The 21,110-nt window shown below is 45.9% G+C and carries 17 protein-coding genes and 1 tRNA gene; 10 read left to right on the top strand and 8 right to left on the bottom strand.

What is annotated here, in order from left to right; all coding sequences use genetic code 11:
- Positions 1–20: 20 nt before the first annotated feature.
- Entirely contained in the window at positions 21–1,073 is a 1,053-nt protein-coding gene (gene corA, locus DK846_RS00930; protein ID WP_109967045.1) for a magnesium/cobalt transporter CorA, read from the top strand.
- Between the two features lie 48 nt (positions 1,074–1,121).
- On the opposite strand, the gene DK846_RS17940 is transcribed toward corA, so the two are convergent.
- From DK846_RS17940 to DK846_RS00895, 7 genes are all read right to left on the bottom strand, one after another.
- A complete protein-coding gene (locus DK846_RS17940; protein WP_109967044.1) occupies positions 1,122–5,915 on the bottom strand; it encodes a PKD domain-containing protein in 4,794 nt (1,597 codons plus the stop codon).
- A 145-nt stretch (positions 5,916–6,060) separates the two neighbouring features.
- The gene (locus DK846_RS00920) at positions 6,061–7,770 is read right to left on the bottom strand and encodes a histidine kinase N-terminal 7TM domain-containing protein (RefSeq protein WP_109967043.1); all 1,710 of its coding nucleotides are present in this window, start codon (positions 7,768–7,770) and stop codon (positions 6,061–6,063) included.
- Between the two features lie 153 nt (positions 7,771–7,923).
- Positions 7,924–8,006: transfer RNA gene (locus DK846_RS00915), tRNA-Ser, on the bottom strand.
- Between the two features lie 82 nt (positions 8,007–8,088).
- Positions 8,089–9,678 (bottom strand): thermosome subunit alpha, encoded by a 1,590-nt coding sequence (gene thsA, locus DK846_RS00910; protein WP_109967042.1) that lies wholly within the window; start codon positions 9,676–9,678, stop codon positions 8,089–8,091.
- A gap of 79 nt (positions 9,679–9,757) precedes the next feature.
- A complete protein-coding gene (locus DK846_RS00905) occupies positions 9,758–10,354 on the bottom strand; it encodes an orotate phosphoribosyltransferase-like protein (protein WP_109967041.1) in 597 nt (198 codons plus the stop codon).
- A 22-nt stretch (positions 10,355–10,376) separates the two neighbouring features.
- Positions 10,377–10,913: an NOB1 family endonuclease gene (locus DK846_RS00900; RefSeq protein ID WP_109967040.1), complete on the bottom strand. Its 537-nt coding sequence runs from the start codon at positions 10,911–10,913 to the stop codon at positions 10,377–10,379.
- On the bottom strand, positions 10,897–11,742 hold the full coding sequence (locus DK846_RS00895; protein WP_109967039.1) for a ribose-phosphate diphosphokinase: 846 nt from the start codon (positions 11,740–11,742) through the stop codon (positions 10,897–10,899). Before DK846_RS00895 ends, DK846_RS00900 begins: the two co-directional genes overlap by 17 nt.
- Positions 11,743–11,827: 85 nt before the next feature.
- On the opposite strand from DK846_RS00895, the gene lonB reads away from it, so the two are divergent.
- From lonB to DK846_RS00865, 6 genes are all read left to right on the top strand, one after another.
- On the top strand, positions 11,828–13,873 hold the full coding sequence (gene lonB / locus DK846_RS00890; protein ID WP_245926419.1) for an ATP-dependent protease LonB: 2,046 nt from the start codon (positions 11,828–11,830) through the stop codon (positions 13,871–13,873).
- Positions 13,873–15,207 carry a TldD/PmbA family protein gene (locus DK846_RS00885; RefSeq protein WP_109967038.1) on the top strand — a complete coding sequence of 445 codons (1,335 nt, stop codon included), beginning with the start codon at positions 13,873–13,875 and terminating at the stop codon, positions 15,205–15,207. Before lonB ends, DK846_RS00885 begins: the two co-directional genes overlap by 1 nt.
- Entirely contained in the window at positions 15,197–16,483 is a 1,287-nt protein-coding gene (locus tag DK846_RS00880) for a TldD/PmbA family protein (RefSeq protein ID WP_181391562.1), read from the top strand. Before DK846_RS00885 ends, DK846_RS00880 begins: the two co-directional genes overlap by 11 nt.
- On the top strand, positions 16,483–17,235 hold the full coding sequence (locus DK846_RS00875) for a type I 3-dehydroquinate dehydratase (RefSeq protein WP_109967036.1): 753 nt from the start codon (positions 16,483–16,485) through the stop codon (positions 17,233–17,235). Before DK846_RS00880 ends, DK846_RS00875 begins: the two co-directional genes overlap by 1 nt.
- A gap of 71 nt (positions 17,236–17,306) precedes the next feature.
- Positions 17,307–18,134: a tetratricopeptide repeat protein gene (locus tag DK846_RS00870; RefSeq protein WP_109967035.1), complete on the top strand. Its 828-nt coding sequence runs from the start codon at positions 17,307–17,309 to the stop codon at positions 18,132–18,134.
- 16 nt (positions 18,135–18,150) lie between these two features.
- Positions 18,151–19,791, top strand: a complete 1,641-nt coding sequence (locus DK846_RS00865; RefSeq protein WP_109967034.1) for a hypothetical protein — start codon at positions 18,151–18,153, stop codon at positions 19,789–19,791.
- A 72-nt stretch (positions 19,792–19,863) separates the two neighbouring features.
- On the opposite strand, the gene DK846_RS00860 is transcribed toward DK846_RS00865, so the two are convergent.
- A complete protein-coding gene (locus DK846_RS00860; RefSeq protein ID WP_109967033.1) occupies positions 19,864–20,124 on the bottom strand; it encodes a pro-sigmaK processing inhibitor BofA family protein in 261 nt (86 codons plus the stop codon).
- 125 nt (positions 20,125–20,249) lie between these two features.
- Between DK846_RS00860 and DK846_RS17935 the strand changes: the two genes are divergently transcribed.
- From DK846_RS17935 to DK846_RS00850, 3 genes are read left to right on the top strand one after another with little or no spacing between them, the layout of a single operon-like run.
- Complete coding sequence (locus tag DK846_RS17935; protein WP_245926418.1) at positions 20,250–20,393, top strand: hypothetical protein; 144 nt, start codon at positions 20,250–20,252, stop codon at positions 20,391–20,393.
- Complete coding sequence (locus DK846_RS00855) at positions 20,362–20,610, top strand: cupin domain-containing protein (RefSeq protein ID WP_245926417.1); 249 nt, start codon at positions 20,362–20,364, stop codon at positions 20,608–20,610. Before DK846_RS17935 ends, DK846_RS00855 begins: the two co-directional genes overlap by 32 nt.
- Positions 20,604–21,104 carry a nucleoside deaminase gene (locus DK846_RS00850; protein WP_342769645.1) on the top strand — a complete coding sequence of 167 codons (501 nt, stop codon included), beginning with the start codon at positions 20,604–20,606 and terminating at the stop codon, positions 21,102–21,104. The genes DK846_RS00855 and DK846_RS00850 overlap by 7 nt, the downstream gene beginning before the upstream one ends.
- The last annotated feature ends 6 nt before the right edge of the window (positions 21,105–21,110 follow it).

Genomic DNA, 21,110 nt, shown 5'->3' with positions numbered 1-21,110 from the left:
CCCACAGGGCTCCTGAAATTATGCACTTTGAGCAGAATATTTCGCGTAAAACCGGCATGCCACCCGGAACACCGATATATATCGGCGACGAGGCACCGAAAGAAACAACGATTCATCTGCTTGTCTATTCAGATCAGAATATTTCAGGGTTTGAACAGGTATCTCCAGAGGAACTTACCACCAACATTCAACAAGGAAGCAATGCCTGGATCTCAATAACCGGACTGCGTGATGTAGCTCTCATCGAACAAGTTTTGAATTCTTTCTCTATCCATCCGCTGGTAACTGAAGATATTCTCAACACCAGGACACGATCCAAGATTGAAGAGTTTGATGAGTACCTCTTCATCGTTATGACGCATTTTCAGAGGTCAGAAGATGAAATGCATGAAGAGCAGGTGAGCCTGATTTTAACAAACAACATCCTGATTACCTGTAGTAACTCAATCGGGATGTTTCCTAATATCGAAAACAGGATAAAACGATCTACCAGTCGTTTTAGGACAAACGGAATTGACTATCTGGCATATACCATCATTGATACAATAGTTGACGGATATTTTTTTGTTCTCGAAGACCTAGAAGAGCGGGTTGAGGATCTTGAAGATGAGATCGTGAATAATCCGGGCAAAGATACCATCAATCACGTGCAGGATTTCAGGCGTGATCTAATATGGTTTAGAAGAAAAATCTGGTCACTTCGTGAACTGATTACCAGACTTGAGAGGACAGATTCACTTCTGATCAAAAATACAACACATCTCTATCTTCGCGATGTCTATGATCATACGATAAAAATTGCGGAAGATGTTGATGTATACCGGGAAATGGCAGAGGGTCTTATGGAGATCTACCTTTCAAAGATCTCAAACAACACCAATGAGATCATGAAAGTGCTCACCATCATCGCTAACATTTTTATTCCCCTCACATTCATTGCCGGCATATACGGTATGAATTTTGAATACATGCCTGAACTCACGAGCCCATACGGATACCCTGCAGTGTTATTGGTGATGTCAATGGTAAGTGCTACCATGCTCCTATATTTCAGAAGAAAAGAATGGATTTGAACAGGACTAATCTTCCTGTTTATTTCCCGTGCCAGGAAATATTTTGACTTAAAATACCTGGACTGCTTCACGAATCCGTTTCTGTGATGTCCCGTCTGGACCAGTCACTGCAAGAGCAACAGTGTAAACACCTGGTTGCTCATACGTGTGAGTGGGCTCTTTGAGGTCAGATGTCTCTCCATCACCAAAAACCCATTCCCATCCTGTGATATGACCACTTGACCGATCGTGGAAGGTTATGGTAAGCGGACTCTTCCCGCTCCTTCCAGAGAGAGAGAAAGCCGCAACCGGCTTTTCACTGCCTGAAGGTGTAAGATCCTGATCTTCTTTAGTCACATTTGAAAAAGACTCATTCATAACCGTACCTGAAGATACAGGTGGAATTGATGGCGAATCTACAGTCTGATTTTTCAATTCAAGTATTTCACTGGCTTTTTCATGTGGAGAGACCCGGATCACCGTCGTTGTACTGTTCTCTCCATCAGGTCCAGAGACATGCAAATTTACAGAGTAGGTTCCTTCAGACTGATAGATGTGGGTCGGGTTTTTGTTTGTCGATATGGATCCATCACCAAGATCCCAGTTCCATCCGGTTACAAGACCGGTTGACATATCAAGGAACTTTACGGTCAGTGGGGCAGAGCCCCCTACAGGTTCTGCATAAATAACTGCTATTGGAGGGATTTGAGGCTCAGATACGGTGATGTATCCTCTCCGTACTGCTACATCCTTTCCTCCCGGACCGGTAACTGTCTGTGTTACTGCATAGACACCAGCCCGAGTATAGGTCATAACAGGATCTTTTTCTTCGCTAATAGTACCGTCACCAAGATCCCAATTCCATCCGGTTACAACACCTGATGAAAGATCCTGGAAATGGATCTCAAGGGGAGCCGTTCCACTCCGTTTATCAGACTTGAACCTGGCGACAGGTGCTGCAGGAACATTATCAACAGTGATCAGATCTTTCTTTATCTCAGCTGCATTGCCAGCCTGCCCGGAGACCTGTAATCCTACAGTGTATACACCAGGCTCGGAATACAAATGTGATGGGTTCTTTTCCGATGAACTTGTGCCATCTCCCAGACTCCACTCATACTGATCTATGGAACCTGATGATGTATCAGAGAATGATACATTCAGCGGAGCATATCCACTAACAGGTGTTGCTGTAAAACCACAGACAGGAGTCTTCATCCCTTCAAGGACGGTTATAGTATTTTTCAGACGTATCTCATCTGACCCATTCTCTCCGGCTACCACTAGTTTTACCGAATAATTTCCTGCAGTACCATAGGTATACATCGGATTTTGTTCGTATGATGTTCCACCATCACCGAAATCCCAGGCATATCCATCAATTTTTCCGGTAGGAACTGCCTGGAATGAAACTTTCAATGGAGCAGTTCCATTTATTATATCTGCAGATATTGCTGCAGTTGGCCCCGAAGGAATATTCGGCGTGGAAGTCGCCTGTAAAATTGGTGTTGGTATAATAGGTTGTTCAGACCTCATGGATACAGGTTCAGTTACTGTAATATATGCAGGAAGGACCTTCCTTCCCTGACCATCCGGACCATCAAGGAGGAGGGTGAGATCATATGTTCCTGGTTTATCATATGTGTGAGTGGGATGTTCCTCTTCTGAACTGGACCCATCACCAAAGAGCCACTCATATCGATCTGCTTTCATAGCTGAATTACTGGTAAACGACACAGTCAACGGAGCAGATCCAACGGTCCTGTCAGTGGTAATAAGGATACCGTGAGACTCGGATACTGGTTCTGGCTTTTCCTGAATTTTTGTTGGGATGATTTCAGGAGTAACCGGGATTTCAGTAATCTGTGGATTGACAGTGCTTAGTTCAACGGGCTGAGTTTCAGGCACTTCATTGTCGGAGTGCGGGACAATAAGGGCAGGGGTTGGTGATTCATCAATTATAGATGGGGTAGGTTCTGGTTTGAGGCTGACGACGATCTGCTCATCAGTTCTGCTCTCTCCTGCCGGCCCTTTAACAATTAATGATACAGTATAGATGCCAGGATTCTGGTATGTATGAACAGGATTCAGATCAGAGGAAGTTGCACCATCGCCAAAATTCCAGGTCCGCGTGGAAACAGTTCCAGTGGAAGCATCTGAGAACGATATGGTGAGTGGTGCATTTCCATATCCAGGGTCAGCAGTGATGACAGCCTTCGGCATTGATGTCGATGAAGTTACCAATATCATAGAGAGATCAGATTTCTGAGAACCCTCCGGAGTGGTAATTGTCAGAGAAGCTGCATAATTTCCTGGTTTTGTATAGGTATGTGAGGGATTCTGATCTGATGCTCCAGTTCCATCGCCAAAGTCCCATTTCCACGAAGATATTTCACCTACAGAACTATCATGGAAACGTACAGTTAATGGGGCAGAACCTTCATTATTTGCGGTCCTGAACTTTGCAACTGATTTTTTCTTTGCAACCGGAGCCGGTGTGACAAGAGGCTCGTGTTGTTCTGATATATTAGGTGTAGTACTAGTTACCAGAGGGACAGGGGTTATCAATGGGGTTGGGACCGGAGTTATGGGTTCACTTACAATAATTCCTTTTTCTGAGTGGCTTGAACCACCGGGACCTCTTACCGTTAGGACCGCCTGGTATGAACCGGGAGAGGAATAGGTATGTACCGGGTTCTTGTCAGTCGAACTGATGCCATCACCAAATGACCAGTTCCAGGAACTGATATTACCCGAAGAGGCATCAGTAAACGAAACTCTCAAAGGAGCGACTCCGTCACTTACATCAGTACTAAATGACGAGACCGGGGCCACCGCAGGTTCACTTACAATAATTCCTTTTTCTGAGTGGCTTGAACCACCGGGACCACTGACCGTTAGGACCGCCTGGTATGAACCGGGAGAGGGATAGATGTGCACAAGGTTCTTGTCACCCGAACTGATGCCATCACCAAATGACCAGCACCAGGAACTGATATTGCCCGTAGAAGCATCAGTAAACGAAACACTCAAAGGAGCGACTCCGTCACTTACATCAGTACTGAATAGCGAGACAGGGACCACCGCAGGTTCACTTACAATAATCCCTTTTTCAGAGTGACTTGAACCACCGGAACCACTGACCGTTAGGACCACCTGGTATGAACCGGGAGAGGGATAGGTGTGTACAGGGTTCTTATCAACCGAACTAATGCCATCACCAAATGACCAGCTCCAGGAACTGATATTACCCGTAGAGCCATCAGTAAACGAAACACTCAAAGGAGCGACTCCGTCACTTATATCAGTACTAAATGACGAGACCGGGGCTACAACAGGTTCACTCACAATGATTCCTTTTTCTGAGTGACTTGAACCACCGGGACCACTGACCGTTAGAACTGCCAGGTATGAACCAGAAGAGGAGTACGTGTGAATTGGGTTCGTTTCTTGAGAACTACCACCGTCACCAAAAGCCCAGTTATAGGATGTGATACTGCCAGATGACATATCCATGAATGAGACAACTAGAGGGGCAACTCCGGATACGGCATCAGTTGAGAAACCTGCTTTCGGCACAGATACCGGTTCATTCACGGTAATGACCTTTTCAGTATGACTCTCTCCCGCAGGTCCCTTGATGGTAAGTCTGGTCGTGTACGTCCCTGGTTTTGAGAATGTGTGAGTTAGATCAGACTCTGCTCCGCTGTTCCCATCACCGAAATCCCATGTTCTTGTAGTGACATCACCGGTAGAAGTGTCAGTAAACCTGACCAGAAGAGGGGCATCACCAACAGATGTATCTGTAGATATAATAGCCACGGGTGGCTCAATAAGGTCAGTGACAGTGACCATTGCAGGTATCGCAGCATTTGCACCGCCATCCGGACCCGAAATGGTGAGCGAGACATCATATACCCCAGCCCGGTTATACGTATGAACAGGATTCTGTTCATAAGAACTAGTACCATCACCGAACGTCCAGAGCCATGAATTGATCCTTCCTGTGGAATTATCGGTGAATGCAACCATAAGTGGTGCTGAACCGGTTTTTGGTTGAGCTTTGATTGATGCTTCAGGCATAAGTGCAACCTCTATCGGTTCCACATGTTCCGTTGTATTTGAACCCTGGTTCCCTTTAACAGTCAACCGGACTTTGTATTTTCCAGGGAGTGTGTATACATGTTCAGGTGAGGCAAGATCTGATGATGTTCCATCACCGAAATCCCAAGACCAACTACTAGGGCTTCCCGAAGAATTATCAGTAAACCGGACAGCAAGTGGGGCAAGTCCACCAGTGACAGACGGCGTAAAGTCAGCAAGGATCCCAGGAGTTAACAGCTCCAGAAGATGGGTTTCTGACGTCCCGGTATCTGGAGTTAAAACCGGAGATTCTGTTGTCAACGGGGTTAAAAGTTCGGTTGGAGTATTAGTGGGAGTTAAAGTAGGGAATGACAACATTTTAGGGCTTATGGTCTGAACCGGTTTCTTGGAAACGGGTGATGCCAGTGCCTCGGACACTTTTATGTACCCAAGTCTGGTCTTCATGTCAGAGCCTGCTGGGCCCGTAACACTGAGCGAGACAGAATAGATACCGGGACTTGTATAGATATGGAGGGGATTCTGCCCGGTATCATGTGTACCATCACCAAAATCCCAGTACCATTCATCAGGTGATCCGAGGCTGACATCATTGAATTGAACAGCCACAGGTACGGCACCCGATAAAGATCCAGCCCTGAAATCAGCTATCACTGACTGATGCCCATTTTCACTTACTATAGAAGAACTGTCTGCAAGCGAAACTCCTGAAATAATACTAACAAAACAGATAAGAAAAATAAGTCGAACGAATCCTCCCATATTATATCCCCCCAGTAAAAACCCGGCTGTGTTGAATATAGGGAGTTTATAAATAAAATCTATTCGTCTTTGAATTACGTACTTCTTCCATTCTTTAGTTATCAGGAAGAAATTAGTTCAGGAGGTATCTATTTCACTTGCCTTATTAATCAGGTTTATCTGTCTTCCAATAGTCAGAGGGAATGATGAGTTTAAACCGTGCTCCCTGCCCAAAAATTCCAGTTTCAGTGATACTAATTCCAGTGACGGACAGGATTTCACGTACCATAGTAAGCCCAAGACCTGAATTTTTTCCATACCCGTGATAAAAGATCAGTTCTTTCTCATCTTCCCTGATTCCATCCCCGTCGTCCTCAATAAAAAGTTCAAGATCACCATTCTTGCTTTGTAGGGATGAGATCAGAATTCCGGTTATAGAGTTCCCATGACGGATTGCATTTTCAAACAGGTTGTATATGACTTTTCGAAACAAGGGATCGGCATAGATCATAACCTCGGGAAGATTCATTGAAATCTGAACAGACCCAGTTGCAAGATCATGACTGGCTGCCTGAATAGCATGAGGAAGGTGAATCCACACTGGATCATGAGAACCAACCATATGATACTCATGGGAGAACTGAAGATGCTGAGAAATTTTCTCCGCGAGATCGATACATGCTATAAAATGAGGGTTATCTATTGTAGCTCTGCCATCCTCTCTAATGAGGGTCAGATAACCTAGCAAGGAAGTAACCAGATTACTCAAATCATGCCTCGTAAGTCTGCTTAGCAGAGTGACCTTCTCGTTAGCAATCTCTAATGCTCTTTCTGCAGATTTTCTGGCAGTAATATCTCGTAATATAAGGATTATGCCCGCGGGGTCACCTTCAGGATCCCTGACCAGAGAACTGGCGATACTAACTGGAACTTCAGAACCCTTAAGATTACATTCATAATCGGAAAGTGTGCCTGATTCTGATACTAACTGGGTTATCCTGGAAAACTCATCAACAGAGATACAGGATGTTACATGAAGTCCTTCCATATGCCCGGGTTTCAGGCGGAATAGTTTTGCTGATGCAGAATTCCCAGATATAATCAATCCATTCATATCTGTCAGAACGAGTCCATCCGGCATCGTGCTAATGATATTGGATGCTACTGCTTCTGGACCTAAGGTAAACAGACCGTATCGCAGTATTGTGTATGCAATTATGAACGAAAAGAGAACAATACCAATAAAGACAAGATTTGGAAGGATGATACCATTTCTTGGCAGATAAAAAGCAGACTGGGAACCCAGGCCTATGATGAGGAGAAACCCTGTACTTACAAGGGCACACTGCCTTCGAACCCGCTCTTTATGTGATCGAATCCAGGACTGGACACAGAAATATAGTGCACTGAGCATTAAGAACAGAAAATATATGGATTCAATCTGAAATGCAACACTTCCATAAACAGGAGAATATTGATACCCGGTTCCTGCATGCAACATTATGTAGGTCGAATTTGTACAGATCCCAAGAGCTGCAAAAAACAGGGATGGAAGATAGATCAGAAGGATAATCTTCAGGATATGTTCCCGTTTCGAAAGCCAGTGACTAGTAAAAGTAAGTGAGAAATGTACAGTCGTGGCGATAACCAGGGTCCAGAATGAACTTGCTTTCAGCCAGAACCATGACCCTTCATAACTGTTTACGTGCCAGATCAAAAATTCCCCTACTGCCCAGTAAGACGCTCCAAGCATAACTGCAAAGAAGAGACGGTTAACAGGAGAGGAAGAATTTTTAGATAATACAAAAAATCCGAGACCATAGGTTATACATGCTGATACAAGACAAAACCAAACGAGTATTGAAAATAAATCCATGTATTAACCAGGGCTTTTTTAATCAGTATAATAAATAAACTAATTCTGATCTATTACAACATCAGAAAATTTACACAGACATGCTTATCTAGATACCTGATTGATACCTGATTTAAACGAGAATTAAAACTGTAATACGATATATCAGAAAAGCGCCGAGGGGGAGATTTGAACTCCCGAGGTGAAACACCAGTGGTTTTCGAGACCACCGCCTTCCCGGGCTAGACTACCTCGGCATTTATGGCAACATATGTGGATCCAATTCAGGTTTAATGATATCGGATTAGCCTAATCATGCGAGAGAAAAAGAAGGGGTTTTTACATACCTGGACCAGGCGCATCATTGCGTGATACCATCATGTCATCAACACGGAGAAGCATCTCAACGGCCTCAGCTGAAGATTGAATAGTCTGGCGCTTGCAACGGAGCGGTTCGATAACTCCCTCACCAAGCATATCAACTGCCTTACCAGTAAAGACATTCAGACCATAGTTCTTCTTGCCTGATGCATGAGCTGCCTTGAGTTCAACAAGTTTATCAATCGAGTTCATACCAGAGTTTTCTGCAAGGGTAATTGGAATGATTGAAAAGGCATCAGCATAAGACTCGATTGCAATCTGTTCTCTGCCACCGACTGTTGCTGCATACTCACGGAGTTTCACAACAAGCTCAGTCTCAATGGCTGCGCCACCGGGTACATACTTCCCGTCTTCCATGGTATCCATGACGACCCGGGTAGCATCCACCATTGCACGTTCAAGTTCATCAACCAGGTACGTGGTGGTTCCCCGCAGAAGGATAGTTACAGTCTTCGGATTCTTGGAGCCGTAGATCTTGGTCATCTCGGTGTCCTCAATCTCTTCTGCGCCTGCAGCAGACCCAAGCATGGACTTGGTCAGATCATCTGCCTTGTTGACAATTGTTGCATTCAATGCACGGGCGGCAAATTTCATGTCCTTTTCTGGAACATCTTCAATTGCCATAACTCCGGCCTTGGCGAGGAAGTACTGGGCTGCATCTGCAATTCCCTTCTGGCAGAGGAGAACATTTGCTCCTGTTGAAATGACAGCATCTGCCATTGCCTTGAGAGCTTCCCGTTCCTGTTGACCAAATGCTTCAACCTGCTCAGTACTGTTGATCTTGATCTTGGCCTTGACTTCAGTCTTTTTTATCTCAAGCGGACTGGACACAAGGGCAACTTTTGCATTCTTAATGGTCTTTGGCATTGCCTGGTTGACACGGGTCTTTTCAAGAACGACACCACAAATCAGCTCAGCATCATCCATTGATGAACCCTTATGTGATTTGATCTGAACGTCGTCTTCATCAACAGTGACCTTTTTCCCGTTCTTCTCTGCTACTGCCGTGACTGCCCCTACTGCAATCTCACTGATCTTCTCTTTGACGTTCTCAATGGATTTTCCGGTGATAGCGGTCTGCACAATTGAGGAAAGAATCTCTTTGTTGAAAGGATCTACAGTCGTTGCCATGCCCTCAAGGATCTCAAGAGCCTTTGTCATTCCCATCCGATATCCACGGCAGATAACAGTCGGGTGTATCTTTTTATTCAGAAGGATTTCGGCCTGCTCCATCAGGGACCCGACGATCACCACTGCTGTTGTTGTTCCATCCCCAACCTCTTCATCCTGAGTCCGGGAAACCTCAATGACCATCTTGGCACCGGGGTGTTGAACTGAGATCTCATCCAGAATTGTAATTCCGTCGTTGGTGATGGTAATATCCCCGGTTCCATCAATGAGCATCTTATCCATACCCCGGGGACCAAGGGTAGATCTGACAGCCTCGGCGAGTGCCTTTGCGGCCGCTATATTTGAGCGCTGCGCCTCATATCCGTGCGTCCGCTCTACATTTTCTCGTAAGATTATTACAGGCTGTTGCGCAAGCATAGAGTATCCTCCGTATGAATACAGGTGGATTTAAAGTTCTATATATATATTCCGCATTCGCGGGAAAAAGAAGAGGGGATTAATCTATTCGGGAAATTCTGAAGAGGCTATAGACCGGGACTCCCTCAATTTCCCTGATTCCGCGCTTATCAAAGAGGACACAACATGCAAGAGGGGTTGCGCCGTGGCTTTTTAAATATGCCACAACCTCACGAAGGGTTTCCCCTGTTGTGATAACATCATCCACAACCACACACGTATCACCGGGAGTTATCCCGAAATTTCCACTCATGGAACCCATCGGTGTTTCAGCAGCGCTATGCTTAGATGGATGATAAATTGCAAGACGACTCCCTTCTGATGCTGCCATAAGTGTTGCCAGAGGAATTCCGGATATCGATATACCGACTAATGCTGTCGGGCTTGGCCCTTCCGGCTGCATCATACGGTATCTGGACATGAGCATCATGCTACTTTCATGAAGCAGAACCGCATCACCACTCACACTCGTCCAATCGATATGGACATCTTTCGGAGTTGAGGCACCTTTCTCCTGAGTTAAGAGCCAGGTCACAGTCTCCATGGAAAGGGAAAGTTCGTCCGCGATCTGACCAGGGCTGTGGCCTTCACTTCTCAAGTGACGTGCCTTCTGAATGAGATCTTCGATCGTAGACATCTTGAAAGAAATCTCCGGGGAGCTATTTATTCTTTCGTTTTAATGCTGAACCACAGATCGGACAGTCACCGGCTTTTGTCGGGACCTGATCAAAATACTTGCCACATCCAGTACATCTGAGTTGCCAGACCCTTGGACCCGCTTCGCGCTGGATGATTGAACGCACGGGAATTCCAAGTAATAGAGCGGTGTTCTGTACAGCAAAATCATCAGATACCAATGTTCCTTTTACCTCCAAAGCGAGAGCAATCAGATCAGTATCTGTCTCAGAAAGAACGCGTATATCCCCACACTTCCCTGCTGCTTCCCTGGCAGCTTTCAGTGATTTCTGAAGTGGAGGCCTTATTTCCATTCCCTCATCGAGCAAAACTGAAAACCTTGCTTTTCCACGCAGGTCCTTAAGTTCTGATTCCACCCGGGGAACAGTCAGTAAAATACCCTCCAGGGGGATAGAGAGAAAAAAGGCCGAGGTATCAAGAACTAGAACAGTCCGGCCGGATTCAGGTTCTGATGAACCGGAAGAATCAGAGGTTGTTTCAATATTATCTGTTGAGAGCATTGACAATAGTCCTGGCTGCAGAGTAACCACTACAGGCACTTTCGATAGTATCACTGCTGATGATCTGATTTATCCCTACGCTTTTCAGGTGAGTGTACGCTCCGGATGCAAGAACACCATGCACACAGACGGTACATATAGAAGCAGCTCCCTGGTCTAGAAGCATGGCGGCTGCGGTTGCCTGGGTGCCTCCGGTTGAGATGATATCATCAACGATTACAACATCTCTTCCTTTTACCGGGATTTCTTTAGGTTCAATCCTGACTTCTACACCTGATAATCTGACTTTGTGGAGATGATCAGACTCCCAGCCTCCGGCTGCTCCAATATCATGCGCAAGGTTTGCAGCCCCGATATCAGGTCCAAGAATCAGGGGGGATTTATATGAGAAATTCTTTATGGCTGCTGTCATCACTCCTGCAAGAGAGAGATCAGTGGTAGGTACCCCAAAGTATGGAATGATCGTCTTTTCGTGAAGGTTGATAGTGATTACCCTATTGACGCCAGAACCAAGAGTTCTGGCAATGATCCTGGCCGATAATGGTTCACCTGGATTGAATTGTTTGTCCTGCCGGGCATATCCCATATATGGAAGAACAAGCGTGATCTCTGATCCATTACACACATCTGTGAGCAGAAGCAGTTCTATGAGATCATCACTTTCTACAAGACTGCCAACGATCACCATCTGATTCGAAATCTCATCAGTACGAAGATAGATTTCTCCATCAGGGAACCTCGTCCATCTGACATCTACCAGCGGTTTTTGCAGGAAATCTGCTATTCTGCCGGCAAGGACCTGGGACCGCCGGGTGCTGATGATCTTCATGCTGGCTTATACTTTTGCTGAAAGTACTTAAACAATTGTCCCTGATTGAATACTGATTAATCGCTATGCAGGTGTACACGCTATAATGGATCCCGAGGATAATAAGCCGCAAAATATCAATATTCCGGAAGATAAGAGAGATTTGTCGGAGCCCCAGGTAACGGATGCAGGTCAGCAGAACCCGGAGTCTGCAGATGCCCAATCCGCAATACCTGCGCAGGAAGAGGCAGGTCAGCAGAATAAAACAGAAGATTCCACTCCAGTAGTCGATGATGGAACCTCTCGGATAATTCAGGTCCCAGAGAGTCTTATCGATCAGGTTATCGGCCAGGATCATGCTGTTGAGGTCATCAGAAAAGCTGCCATACAGCGTCGGCACGTAATGATGATCGGAACGCCGGGTACCGGCAAATCAATGCTTGCAAAAGCAATGGCAGAACTCCTGCCAAAGGAAGAGATGCAGGATATCCTCGTGTACCCGAACTCAGAGGATTCCAATGAACCAATCATCCGAACGGTGAAATCTGGTCGTGGAAAGGAGATTGTTACAGCCCATAAGACTGAAGCCAGAAAAAAGGCACAGCTGCGTAACACCCTCATCATGATTCTGATGCTCGGTATCATCGGATATTCTTTCATCACATACCAGTGGCTGATGGGAATCATCGCAGCAGCATTTGTGTTCATGGCGCTCAGATATGCCACCCCACGTGAAGAGCAGATGGTTCCAAAACTTCTTGTTTCCCATGACAAGACGACTACGGCGCCGTTTGTTGATGCTACCGGTTCGCATGCAGGTGCTCTGCTCGGCGATGTCAGGCACGATCCCTTCCAGTCAGGGGGGCTTGAAACCCCGGCTCATGACAGGGTAGAGGCAGGAGCTATTCACCGGGCACACAAAGGAGTTCTCTTTATTGATGAGATAAACACCCTCGGTCTTGCTGCCCAGCAGAGTCTTCTGACCGCCATGCAGGAGGGAGAATTCTCAATCACCGGTCAGAGCGAGCGATCATCAGGAGCGATGGTCAGAACCGAGCCGGTTCCATGTGACTTTGTGATGGTTGCAGCTGGAAACCTTGATGCAATCGAAGGAATGCATCCGGCACTCAGATCTCGTATCAGGGGTAATGGGTACGAAGTCTACATGGAAGACACGATGCCTGACAATCCTGAAAACCAGGAGAAATTTATCAGGTTCATCGCTCAGGAGATCAAGAACGATGGTATGATCCCACATTTTGACAGGAGTGCTATTGAGGAGGTTCTCCATGAGGCCAGAAGACGGTCGAACAGGAAAGGACACCTTACCTTGCGTCTGCGTGACATGGGCGGGCTTATCAGGGTCGCCGGTGACCTGGCACGTCAGGAATCTTCTGAACTGACAACCCGTGTACATGTCATTGAGGCTAAGAAGACTGCCCGCTCGATTGAGGACCAGATTTCTGCACAGGTAATCAAGAGAACAAGGGAGTATGATCTTGCGGTTGTTGAAGGAACCCAGATCGGAAGAGTAAACGGACTTGCAGTTATGGGAAGCGATGCAGGTTCAGTCCTTCCAATCATGGCAGCGATCACTCCGGCCCAGGGTGATGGCGGAGAGATCATAGCAACCGGTTTGCTGAAGGAGATTGCCCAGGAGTCAATAAAGAACGTTGGGGCAATTCTAAAACGGTTTACTGGAAAGGATATCAGAAATATCGATATCCATATCCAGTTTATCGGAACATACCAGGGGGTAGAGGGAGACTCTGCTTCAGTCACTGTTGCAACTGCAGCAATCAGTGCCCTTGAACAGATTCCGGTACGCCAGGATATCGCAATGACCGGCTCACTTTCAGTTCGGGGAGATGTATTGCCCATTGGTGGTGTGACTTACAAGATAGAAGCTGCTGCAAAGGCAGGAATTAAAAAGATCATCATTCCAAAGGCAAACCTTGAGGATGTTCTCATCGAGGAGGAGTACAAGTCAATGGTTGAGATCATTCCAGTCACTTCTATCGAAGAGGTTCTCGATATAGCCCTTGTTCCAGAAGACCGTGATACCTTCCTTCACCGGATAAAATCGATAACCCATGCAACCACCAAGTCAATCCTTGGTTCAGAGATACCAGTCCCACGGACGGTTATCTGATGCCTTCAGAGCCACGATATTACGATATCAGGAGGGTAAAGGGCGAAGTAACCCAGATTGATATCGACAACGGTAGGGTTGAACAGGCAGGTACCTCTTTTTACGATAAAGCAACCATTCGGGCACTAGGAGATCTCGGATGGGGTGTGCTCTCGGTTTCAGGTGACAAGATAGGAACAGAGGATTGCAGCCGAAAATTGGTGGCTGAGGCGATGACAGCCTCGCTGATAACCAACGAGCGGGTTGATATTGCATCTGTTCCCTCAAAGATACATGGTATCCCAAAAACCGGCGAAGATCCCAGAAATGTTGGGATTGAAGAAAAAGTTGCAATTCTCCAGGACCTTGAGAAGGCAGCTGCAGGAGAGAATATCGTAAGCCGGAGAGTAACGTACATCGAGAAAGCCGAGGAGATTCACTTTATCGATTCTTCAGGTAATGAGTACAGGTATGAACTTTGCCGGTGTGGTTTCTCTGTTCTGGCGGTTGCAAGTCGTGGAGGAGTGGTCCAGATGGGATATGAGAGAGATCATACCATCAGGGGTCTGAATATCAGACACCGTCAGGACCTTGCCCGTGAATCAGCACACCGGGCAAATTCTCTTCTGGATGCAAAACCGGCTAAAGGAGGAAAAATGCATGCAATCCTTGACCCTGAACTTGGGGGTGTGTTTGCTCATGAGGCCGTGGGCCATGCTGCAGAGGGCGATCTTGTCAGAGAAGGGAATTCAGTTCTGATAGGAAAGATAGGGCAGACAATCGGAACACCGGTAATAACAATTGTAGATGATCCTTCACTTGTTGAATTCGGATTCTGCCCGATGGACGATGAAGGTTCAGCAACCAGCCGAACCGAGATCATCAAAGGCGGGGTTATGAATTCATATCTCCATTCAAAAGAGACCCTGGCCAGAGTTGGTGATGGGATTTCGGGACACTGCCGTGGCATGGCAGGTGAAATCCCCATTGTCCGGATGAGTAACACCTTTGTTGAGAATGGTGAAGCCTCATACGAGGAGATCCTGGAATCATGCAAAGATGGTATTCTGCTTAAAGGATCTCGTGGAGGGCAGGTCGATCCAGGCAGGGGTATGTTCCAGTTCAATGCCGAGTACGGGTACCTTGTTGAAGGAGGTGAATGCACCTCAATGGTTCGGGATGTTTCCCTTTCTGGAGAGATCCTCTCAACCCTTCACGCAGTAGAATTAGTAGGAAATGACCGGGAACTTCACCCGGGATACTGCGGTAAAGGTGGACAGACTGTTCCGGTTACTGACGGAGCCCCACATCTGTTGCTAAGGGATGCTATCGTTGGAGGATGCGATGTCAGTTGAGAAAATTCTGAAAGCGGCAGAGAAGCGTGTCGATGAGGTTGAGATATGCATGGGCACAGGCCATGCCCTTTCAGCAGACCTCAAGCGAAAGCAGATCGAGATTGGTACAATTTCAGAGGGATCCGGGCTCGTTATCAGAACCATAAAGGATGGAAAGATAGGAATATCTTCAACTGATAACCAGGATGCCTGGCAAAAGTGTCTTGATGCCGCAATTGCCAGTGCTGTTTTTTCAGATTCCGTGGATTGGAAGGGACTACCAGGACCTGCTCCTCTTCCCAAAGAACCGCTCGCATATGATTCTGCTGTCAAAGCTGATCCGGCAATAGCACGGGATCTCATCACCCGGATGCTTGATGGAGCAGGTAACTTCGATGCTGAAGTGACCGGTGGAGGTGTCTCACTCTCCCAGGCATCCCATCTTATTGCAAACAGTACTGGTCTGTGGTACGAAACTGAAGAGACGCATGTAAGTCTCTCACTGGAGATGATTGCTGATCAGTCAACCGGGTTTGAATATGATTCTTCATGGAGTCTGAAGGCAGCAAAGCCTGAATATGTTGGAGAACAGGCAGCCTTCTTTGCAGCCACCGGCAAAGACGGAGAAGAGATAGAAACCGGTACATATGACATTGTCCTCTCACCAACTGCCCTCTCACACTTGCTGGATGCCACCTTTATTCCTGCATTATCAGGGAGAAATGTTCATACAGGCAGGTCATTTTTTGCTGATAAAATGGGAACAGAAGTGATGGACAGGAGATTCTCCCTTATTGATGATCCCTTTGATCCCAGGGGCGCCGCAAACTGTTACTGGGATGGCGAAGGGATGCCTGTTCAAAAAACATCATTCATAGACCAGGGAATTCTCTCATCATTTGCCTATGACCTCAAGACTGCCTATAGGTATGGTGTTAAACCCACAGGTCATGGTGTCAGAACAGGTATGAACGGGGCACCCGGCATCGGCAACCATAATCTGATCCTTTCAGGTCCGACCATGAACGTCATGGAGAAAGATGCGGTTTACATCCATGATCTTATCGGAGCTCATACTGCGAACCCGATGTCAGGTGACTTCTCGGTCGAACTCTCCGGTCCTTATCATATATCAGGAGGTAGTTTGAGTACACCTATAAAAACCGGAATGCTTTCAGGCAATGTTTTTGAGATGCTCAAAAATATTGAGGGCTGCTCTGAAGAGACACGAACAATGGGATCTCTCATCCTTCCGTCCACCCGCTTTTCAGGGGTGAGCATTGTCGGGAGGGCATAATGGCAGATGAAAATACTACAATTATCCAGACCGTTGTTTCTCTTTCAAGTCCACGTCAATTTGAATCTGAACAGATCAAAGAGGCAGATGCCGTAGAAATAAGATTGGATCTCATCACGGAACCCATTGAGAAACAACTGGACCTGCTCACTAATTCATTTAAAAAACCAATCATCCTGACACTCAGATCAAGTGCAGAGGGGGGGGCCTTTGCAGGTGATCCTGATGGATGGATAGAGAGGATAACACCTTTTCTTTCATTTGTCACAATGGTTGATGTTGAAATCAGATTCAAAGAGCATGCACCACGACTCAAGGAGATGGGGATTACAACCATCGCTTCCTGTCACCGTAATGAGATGTTATCACCTGAAAACCTGATGACCCTGTACAAGGAACTCAGGTCATTTGGTGATATTCCCAAGATTGCAGTACAGCCACAAGACACCGCAGATCTTCTAACCCTGCTTCAGTTCACCAACACTGCACCTAAACCACTCATTGTGAGCGTGACCGGGATGGTCTGCAGGTATGCACGACCTCTTCTCCCCCTCTTTGGTTCACTTTATACCTATTGCTACATTGACAGCCCGACATCTCCCGGTCAGTACAGTCTGAGGGAGATGCGTATGCTCGCCCACCTCTTGTCCCCGGGGGTTATTGACACATGGTTCCAGGGCAGACCCGTTCGTTCAGGAGATCCATCGCTTTTTTACCGGCTTGCTGGGGAGATAAGGGAGCATCGTTCATAAAAAGGGATGACAATGATCAGGAATCATATGATCGATAACGTGTATCGAGTGATCTGTAAAGGGGGGAGCGAATGAATCTTGGAAGACTGACAATTGGTATTCTTCTGGTAATACTTGTGCTCATTGTTCTTATGCCAGCGACTTTTCTGCAGGCTATATTCACTGTTATTCCAGCACAGTACCAGGATATGATTCCAGAACAACTCCTGCAGAATACTGGAACTGCACTTGCAGAATTCTCAGTAATGACCGCACGTCCAATGACTGCAGTTTCTGTATATGACTTTTATATAGCAAAGCACCCTGATCAGGCTGATCTATATCGGCTTAAAAGTGAGGCCCTTATCGCTGCTGGGGATAATACCGGAGCCATAAAAATACTTAATCAGGCCATCTCTCTCGATCCATCTAATCCTTCACTTCTGATCAAGAAAGCACGACTTCTGGTGAAGACTGGTAAAACAAGTGAGGCAGATGCTGTATTCTCACAGATACTCCAGATTCAGACAAATAATCCACTATATCTCTCAGCGATAGCAGATATTGCTCTCGAAAAGGCACGGTATCTAGAGGCATATGATCGTTACTCAACACTTGTAAATCTCACACCAAATAACGCACAGAACTGGGAGAAGAGATCAGATGTAATCTTTGCACTTCTTACCATCCCAACTGCTGGTGCAAACGCTTCCCTATCACTAAAACAGACTGATCTCTACACACCCGGAATTAATGGATATGAACGGGCAGTCAGGATCGATCCAGGCAGAGATGCAATAATTAAAGTCAAGATGGAGAAGCGATCAGACGAATTCGTTGCCCGGACTATACAGGAACTTGAGGACCGGTACCAGGAGTTCAGGTACCTACAGCCGGGTGAGAAGCCAATTAACCCATAAAAAACGAGACCTAATCATGCAGATCAAATCCTTTCATCTCCTGTTTTTGATAATGTTGATTCTAGTTTCAGGAACTGTTTCGGCAATCTCACTGAAAGAACACACAACAGAAGAATGGCAATCGATACTTGCAATTCCTGATAATAACACCATGCTTACAGGGCTACAGATTACTCTTGATATAAGACCTGACCAGTATTATCTCCCACAGGGAAGTGAGGTGAACATTTCAGGTAAAATTACCACAATGTTTGGCCCGATAAAAAATGCACCCATCATTATGGCACGTGGTAATGACACCAGCCCTGCTCCGGTTGCAAATCTTACAACAGATGATAACGGTGATTTTTCATTAACAGATCATGTGAACAGTTCAGGAATCGTCAGATACCAGGCCTGGTTTGAAGGTTCAGATTTAAAAGGTCAGAATCTGACAAAAAGTTACGAGATAGAAATAACGACTGTAGCAAATTCAACTGAACAAAAATTCACAAACCTCACGGTTCAGGAAGAGCCGGAACAACCCATAACAGAACCTGAAGATGAGATACCAGAATCTGATGATACTCAGAATGAGAGTGATATCAAACAAATATCAGAGGGATCTGAATGTATCCTTTATAGCCCAGAATCATACATCTCCGGGGAAAATGTCACATTTTCAGGATCAATAACCGGGGAAAACCAGACTCCCCTTCCGTATCTGCCAGTGAACATCCAGAAGAGAGGAGAGGATGGTCAATACACTAAGATTGGTGATACAATCACAACCGAGGCAGATGGTTCATTTACATCTTCATATTATCTTACAGGCCCCGGGCCACTCTCATTCAGGGCACTCTCCACAGATGATCTTGGAAAGGATCTCACCAGTAATATTGTGACATTGCAGTTTGAGAAAACGCAGGATTTCACGCCTATGGCTCGTGACAGAACAGGTGTCAGAAGTATTGATGCCGGACTGAATGCCGCAATCCTCAAACCTGATGAAAATATCACGATTTCTGGTTGGTTCTCGGACGGGGAAGGAAACGGAATCGCTTCAGGTCGTCTCAACCTGTACTGGTACAATTTTGCTGACAGGATCTGGGATAGATTCAGAAACACCTCTGAAGCAATCACGAATGATGACGGATATTATGCATTCAATGTAAGTGGTCCAAACCTCACAGGAATCTCATATCTTGCAGTTGTTTCCAAGAAAGAACAGACTGGCAAACCATTATTTTCCCATGTTCTTCCTCTGGTTGTCAGGGGTCAGACAGAAACCAATTCATCAATCCTGCCTGCAGTACTCACGGTTAAGAGTGAACCTTCAGAAGTGCAGGTTAATGAAAAAGCCCTGATCACATTTACTCTGTCTGATCCTGACGGTAATCCCCTGGCAGAGGAGCCGGTACAGATGTACTTCTCAGAAGATGGATTTACCTGGTTCATGAACGGCAATGGAAACCTCACAACACGAAGTGATGGAACTGTAGCAATGGTGGATGTTCCGAAAAAGACGGGATTCCATTATTACAGAGGAGTATATAGTGGTTCAGACTTCTTCGGTCCTGCTGATTCAGGAATTCTTGCACTTATCATAACCGGGCCTGAAAATAGTGCTGGTAATCAAGGTACAGAGAATATGACTCCGGAAAATAAGATCGAATAATTAAATCCGTTGTTACCTCGTGCAGTACATCATGGACGACAGGTAATACAAAACTTTTTTTGAAAAAATGGGTTAATAAAGCCCGACAAGATGAAGAAGGATCAACAAAATTGCCCCTGGGATTCCTGCAAGGGCACAGACAATTACAGATATAATGTTGATCGGAATGTCGGTCTTCCCCAAAAGGCCAAACAGATGGAGAAAATTGACAGCAATCAGAATGATAAGTCCCATGATGGAATTAATCACAAGGTTCATCACATTCTTTACGAGTTTCCACAGAATAACAAGAATAATGAGTCCCAGCAGAATCAGGATGATAGTGTCGATCATAGTCTTTCAGACTATTCTGCCCGGATAATAGATGAGGATACCGGTTATTGGTATAGAGTCGTATAGTCAAGCCATATTGGCTACTACCCTGTCCTGCTTACAGACTGTCAGCATGTATGTATAACATGTCGACACCTAATACCGAAGGTATGCTCATCACCAACATCAGTCAAATCCCATATAAGGAAGTGATGGACAAATCACTGCTTGGCGAGTTATTTCATCCCAAGGATTTTGGTGACCGGATCTCATCCAGATATAGCGTATAGCGTTGCTCATGCCAGGATTGCTTCAGGGCAGGAAACCCTCCCCCATACTCTGCTCAGATCGTCAGAGGTATATTACATTCTGCAGGGAACTGGCTTGATGCATATCGGGGCAGAAGAAAAACTGGTATCAGCAGGACAACTCGTGTACATACCTCCCGGATCAGTTCAGTTTATAAAAATACCGGGGATGATGAACTTACATTTCTTGCAATCGTAGATCCTGCCTGGACAGCTGAAGATGAAATTCTTGGATCACCAGAACAAGCCAGTGAGAATCATGATTCCTTTATGGAAGAGGCAATCTGCGAGGCTGAAAAAGGGTTGTCTGAAGGAGGAATTCCAATAGGAGCAGTCCTGGTAAAAAACGGTACTATTATTGGTAGGGGACATAACCGGAGGGTACAGAACGATGATCCCATGATCCATGCCGAGATTGACTGCCTTCGCAATACGGGAAGAATCGGATCATACAAAGACTGTATACTCTATTCAACCCTGATGCCATGTTTCCTTTGTGCAGGAGCTGTCGTTCAGTTTCAGATACCAACAGTAATAGTTGGTGAATCGCAGACATTTGAGGGTGCAGAGGTTTTTATGAGATCTCATGGGATCAGGGTCACCAATCTGAATAACCTGAGATGTATTTCAATGATGAAGAGGTTTATTTTGGATAATCCTGACCTTTGGAACGAAGATATTGGAACTCTGTGACCTGGC

The sequence above is a fragment of the Methanospirillum lacunae genome, from assembly GCF_003173355.1.
Taxonomy (GTDB): domain Archaea; phylum Halobacteriota; class Methanomicrobia; order Methanomicrobiales; family Methanospirillaceae; genus Methanospirillum; species Methanospirillum lacunae.
Note: the sequence above shows the minus strand (reverse complement) of the source record. Positions and strands in the feature narration are given on the sequence as shown.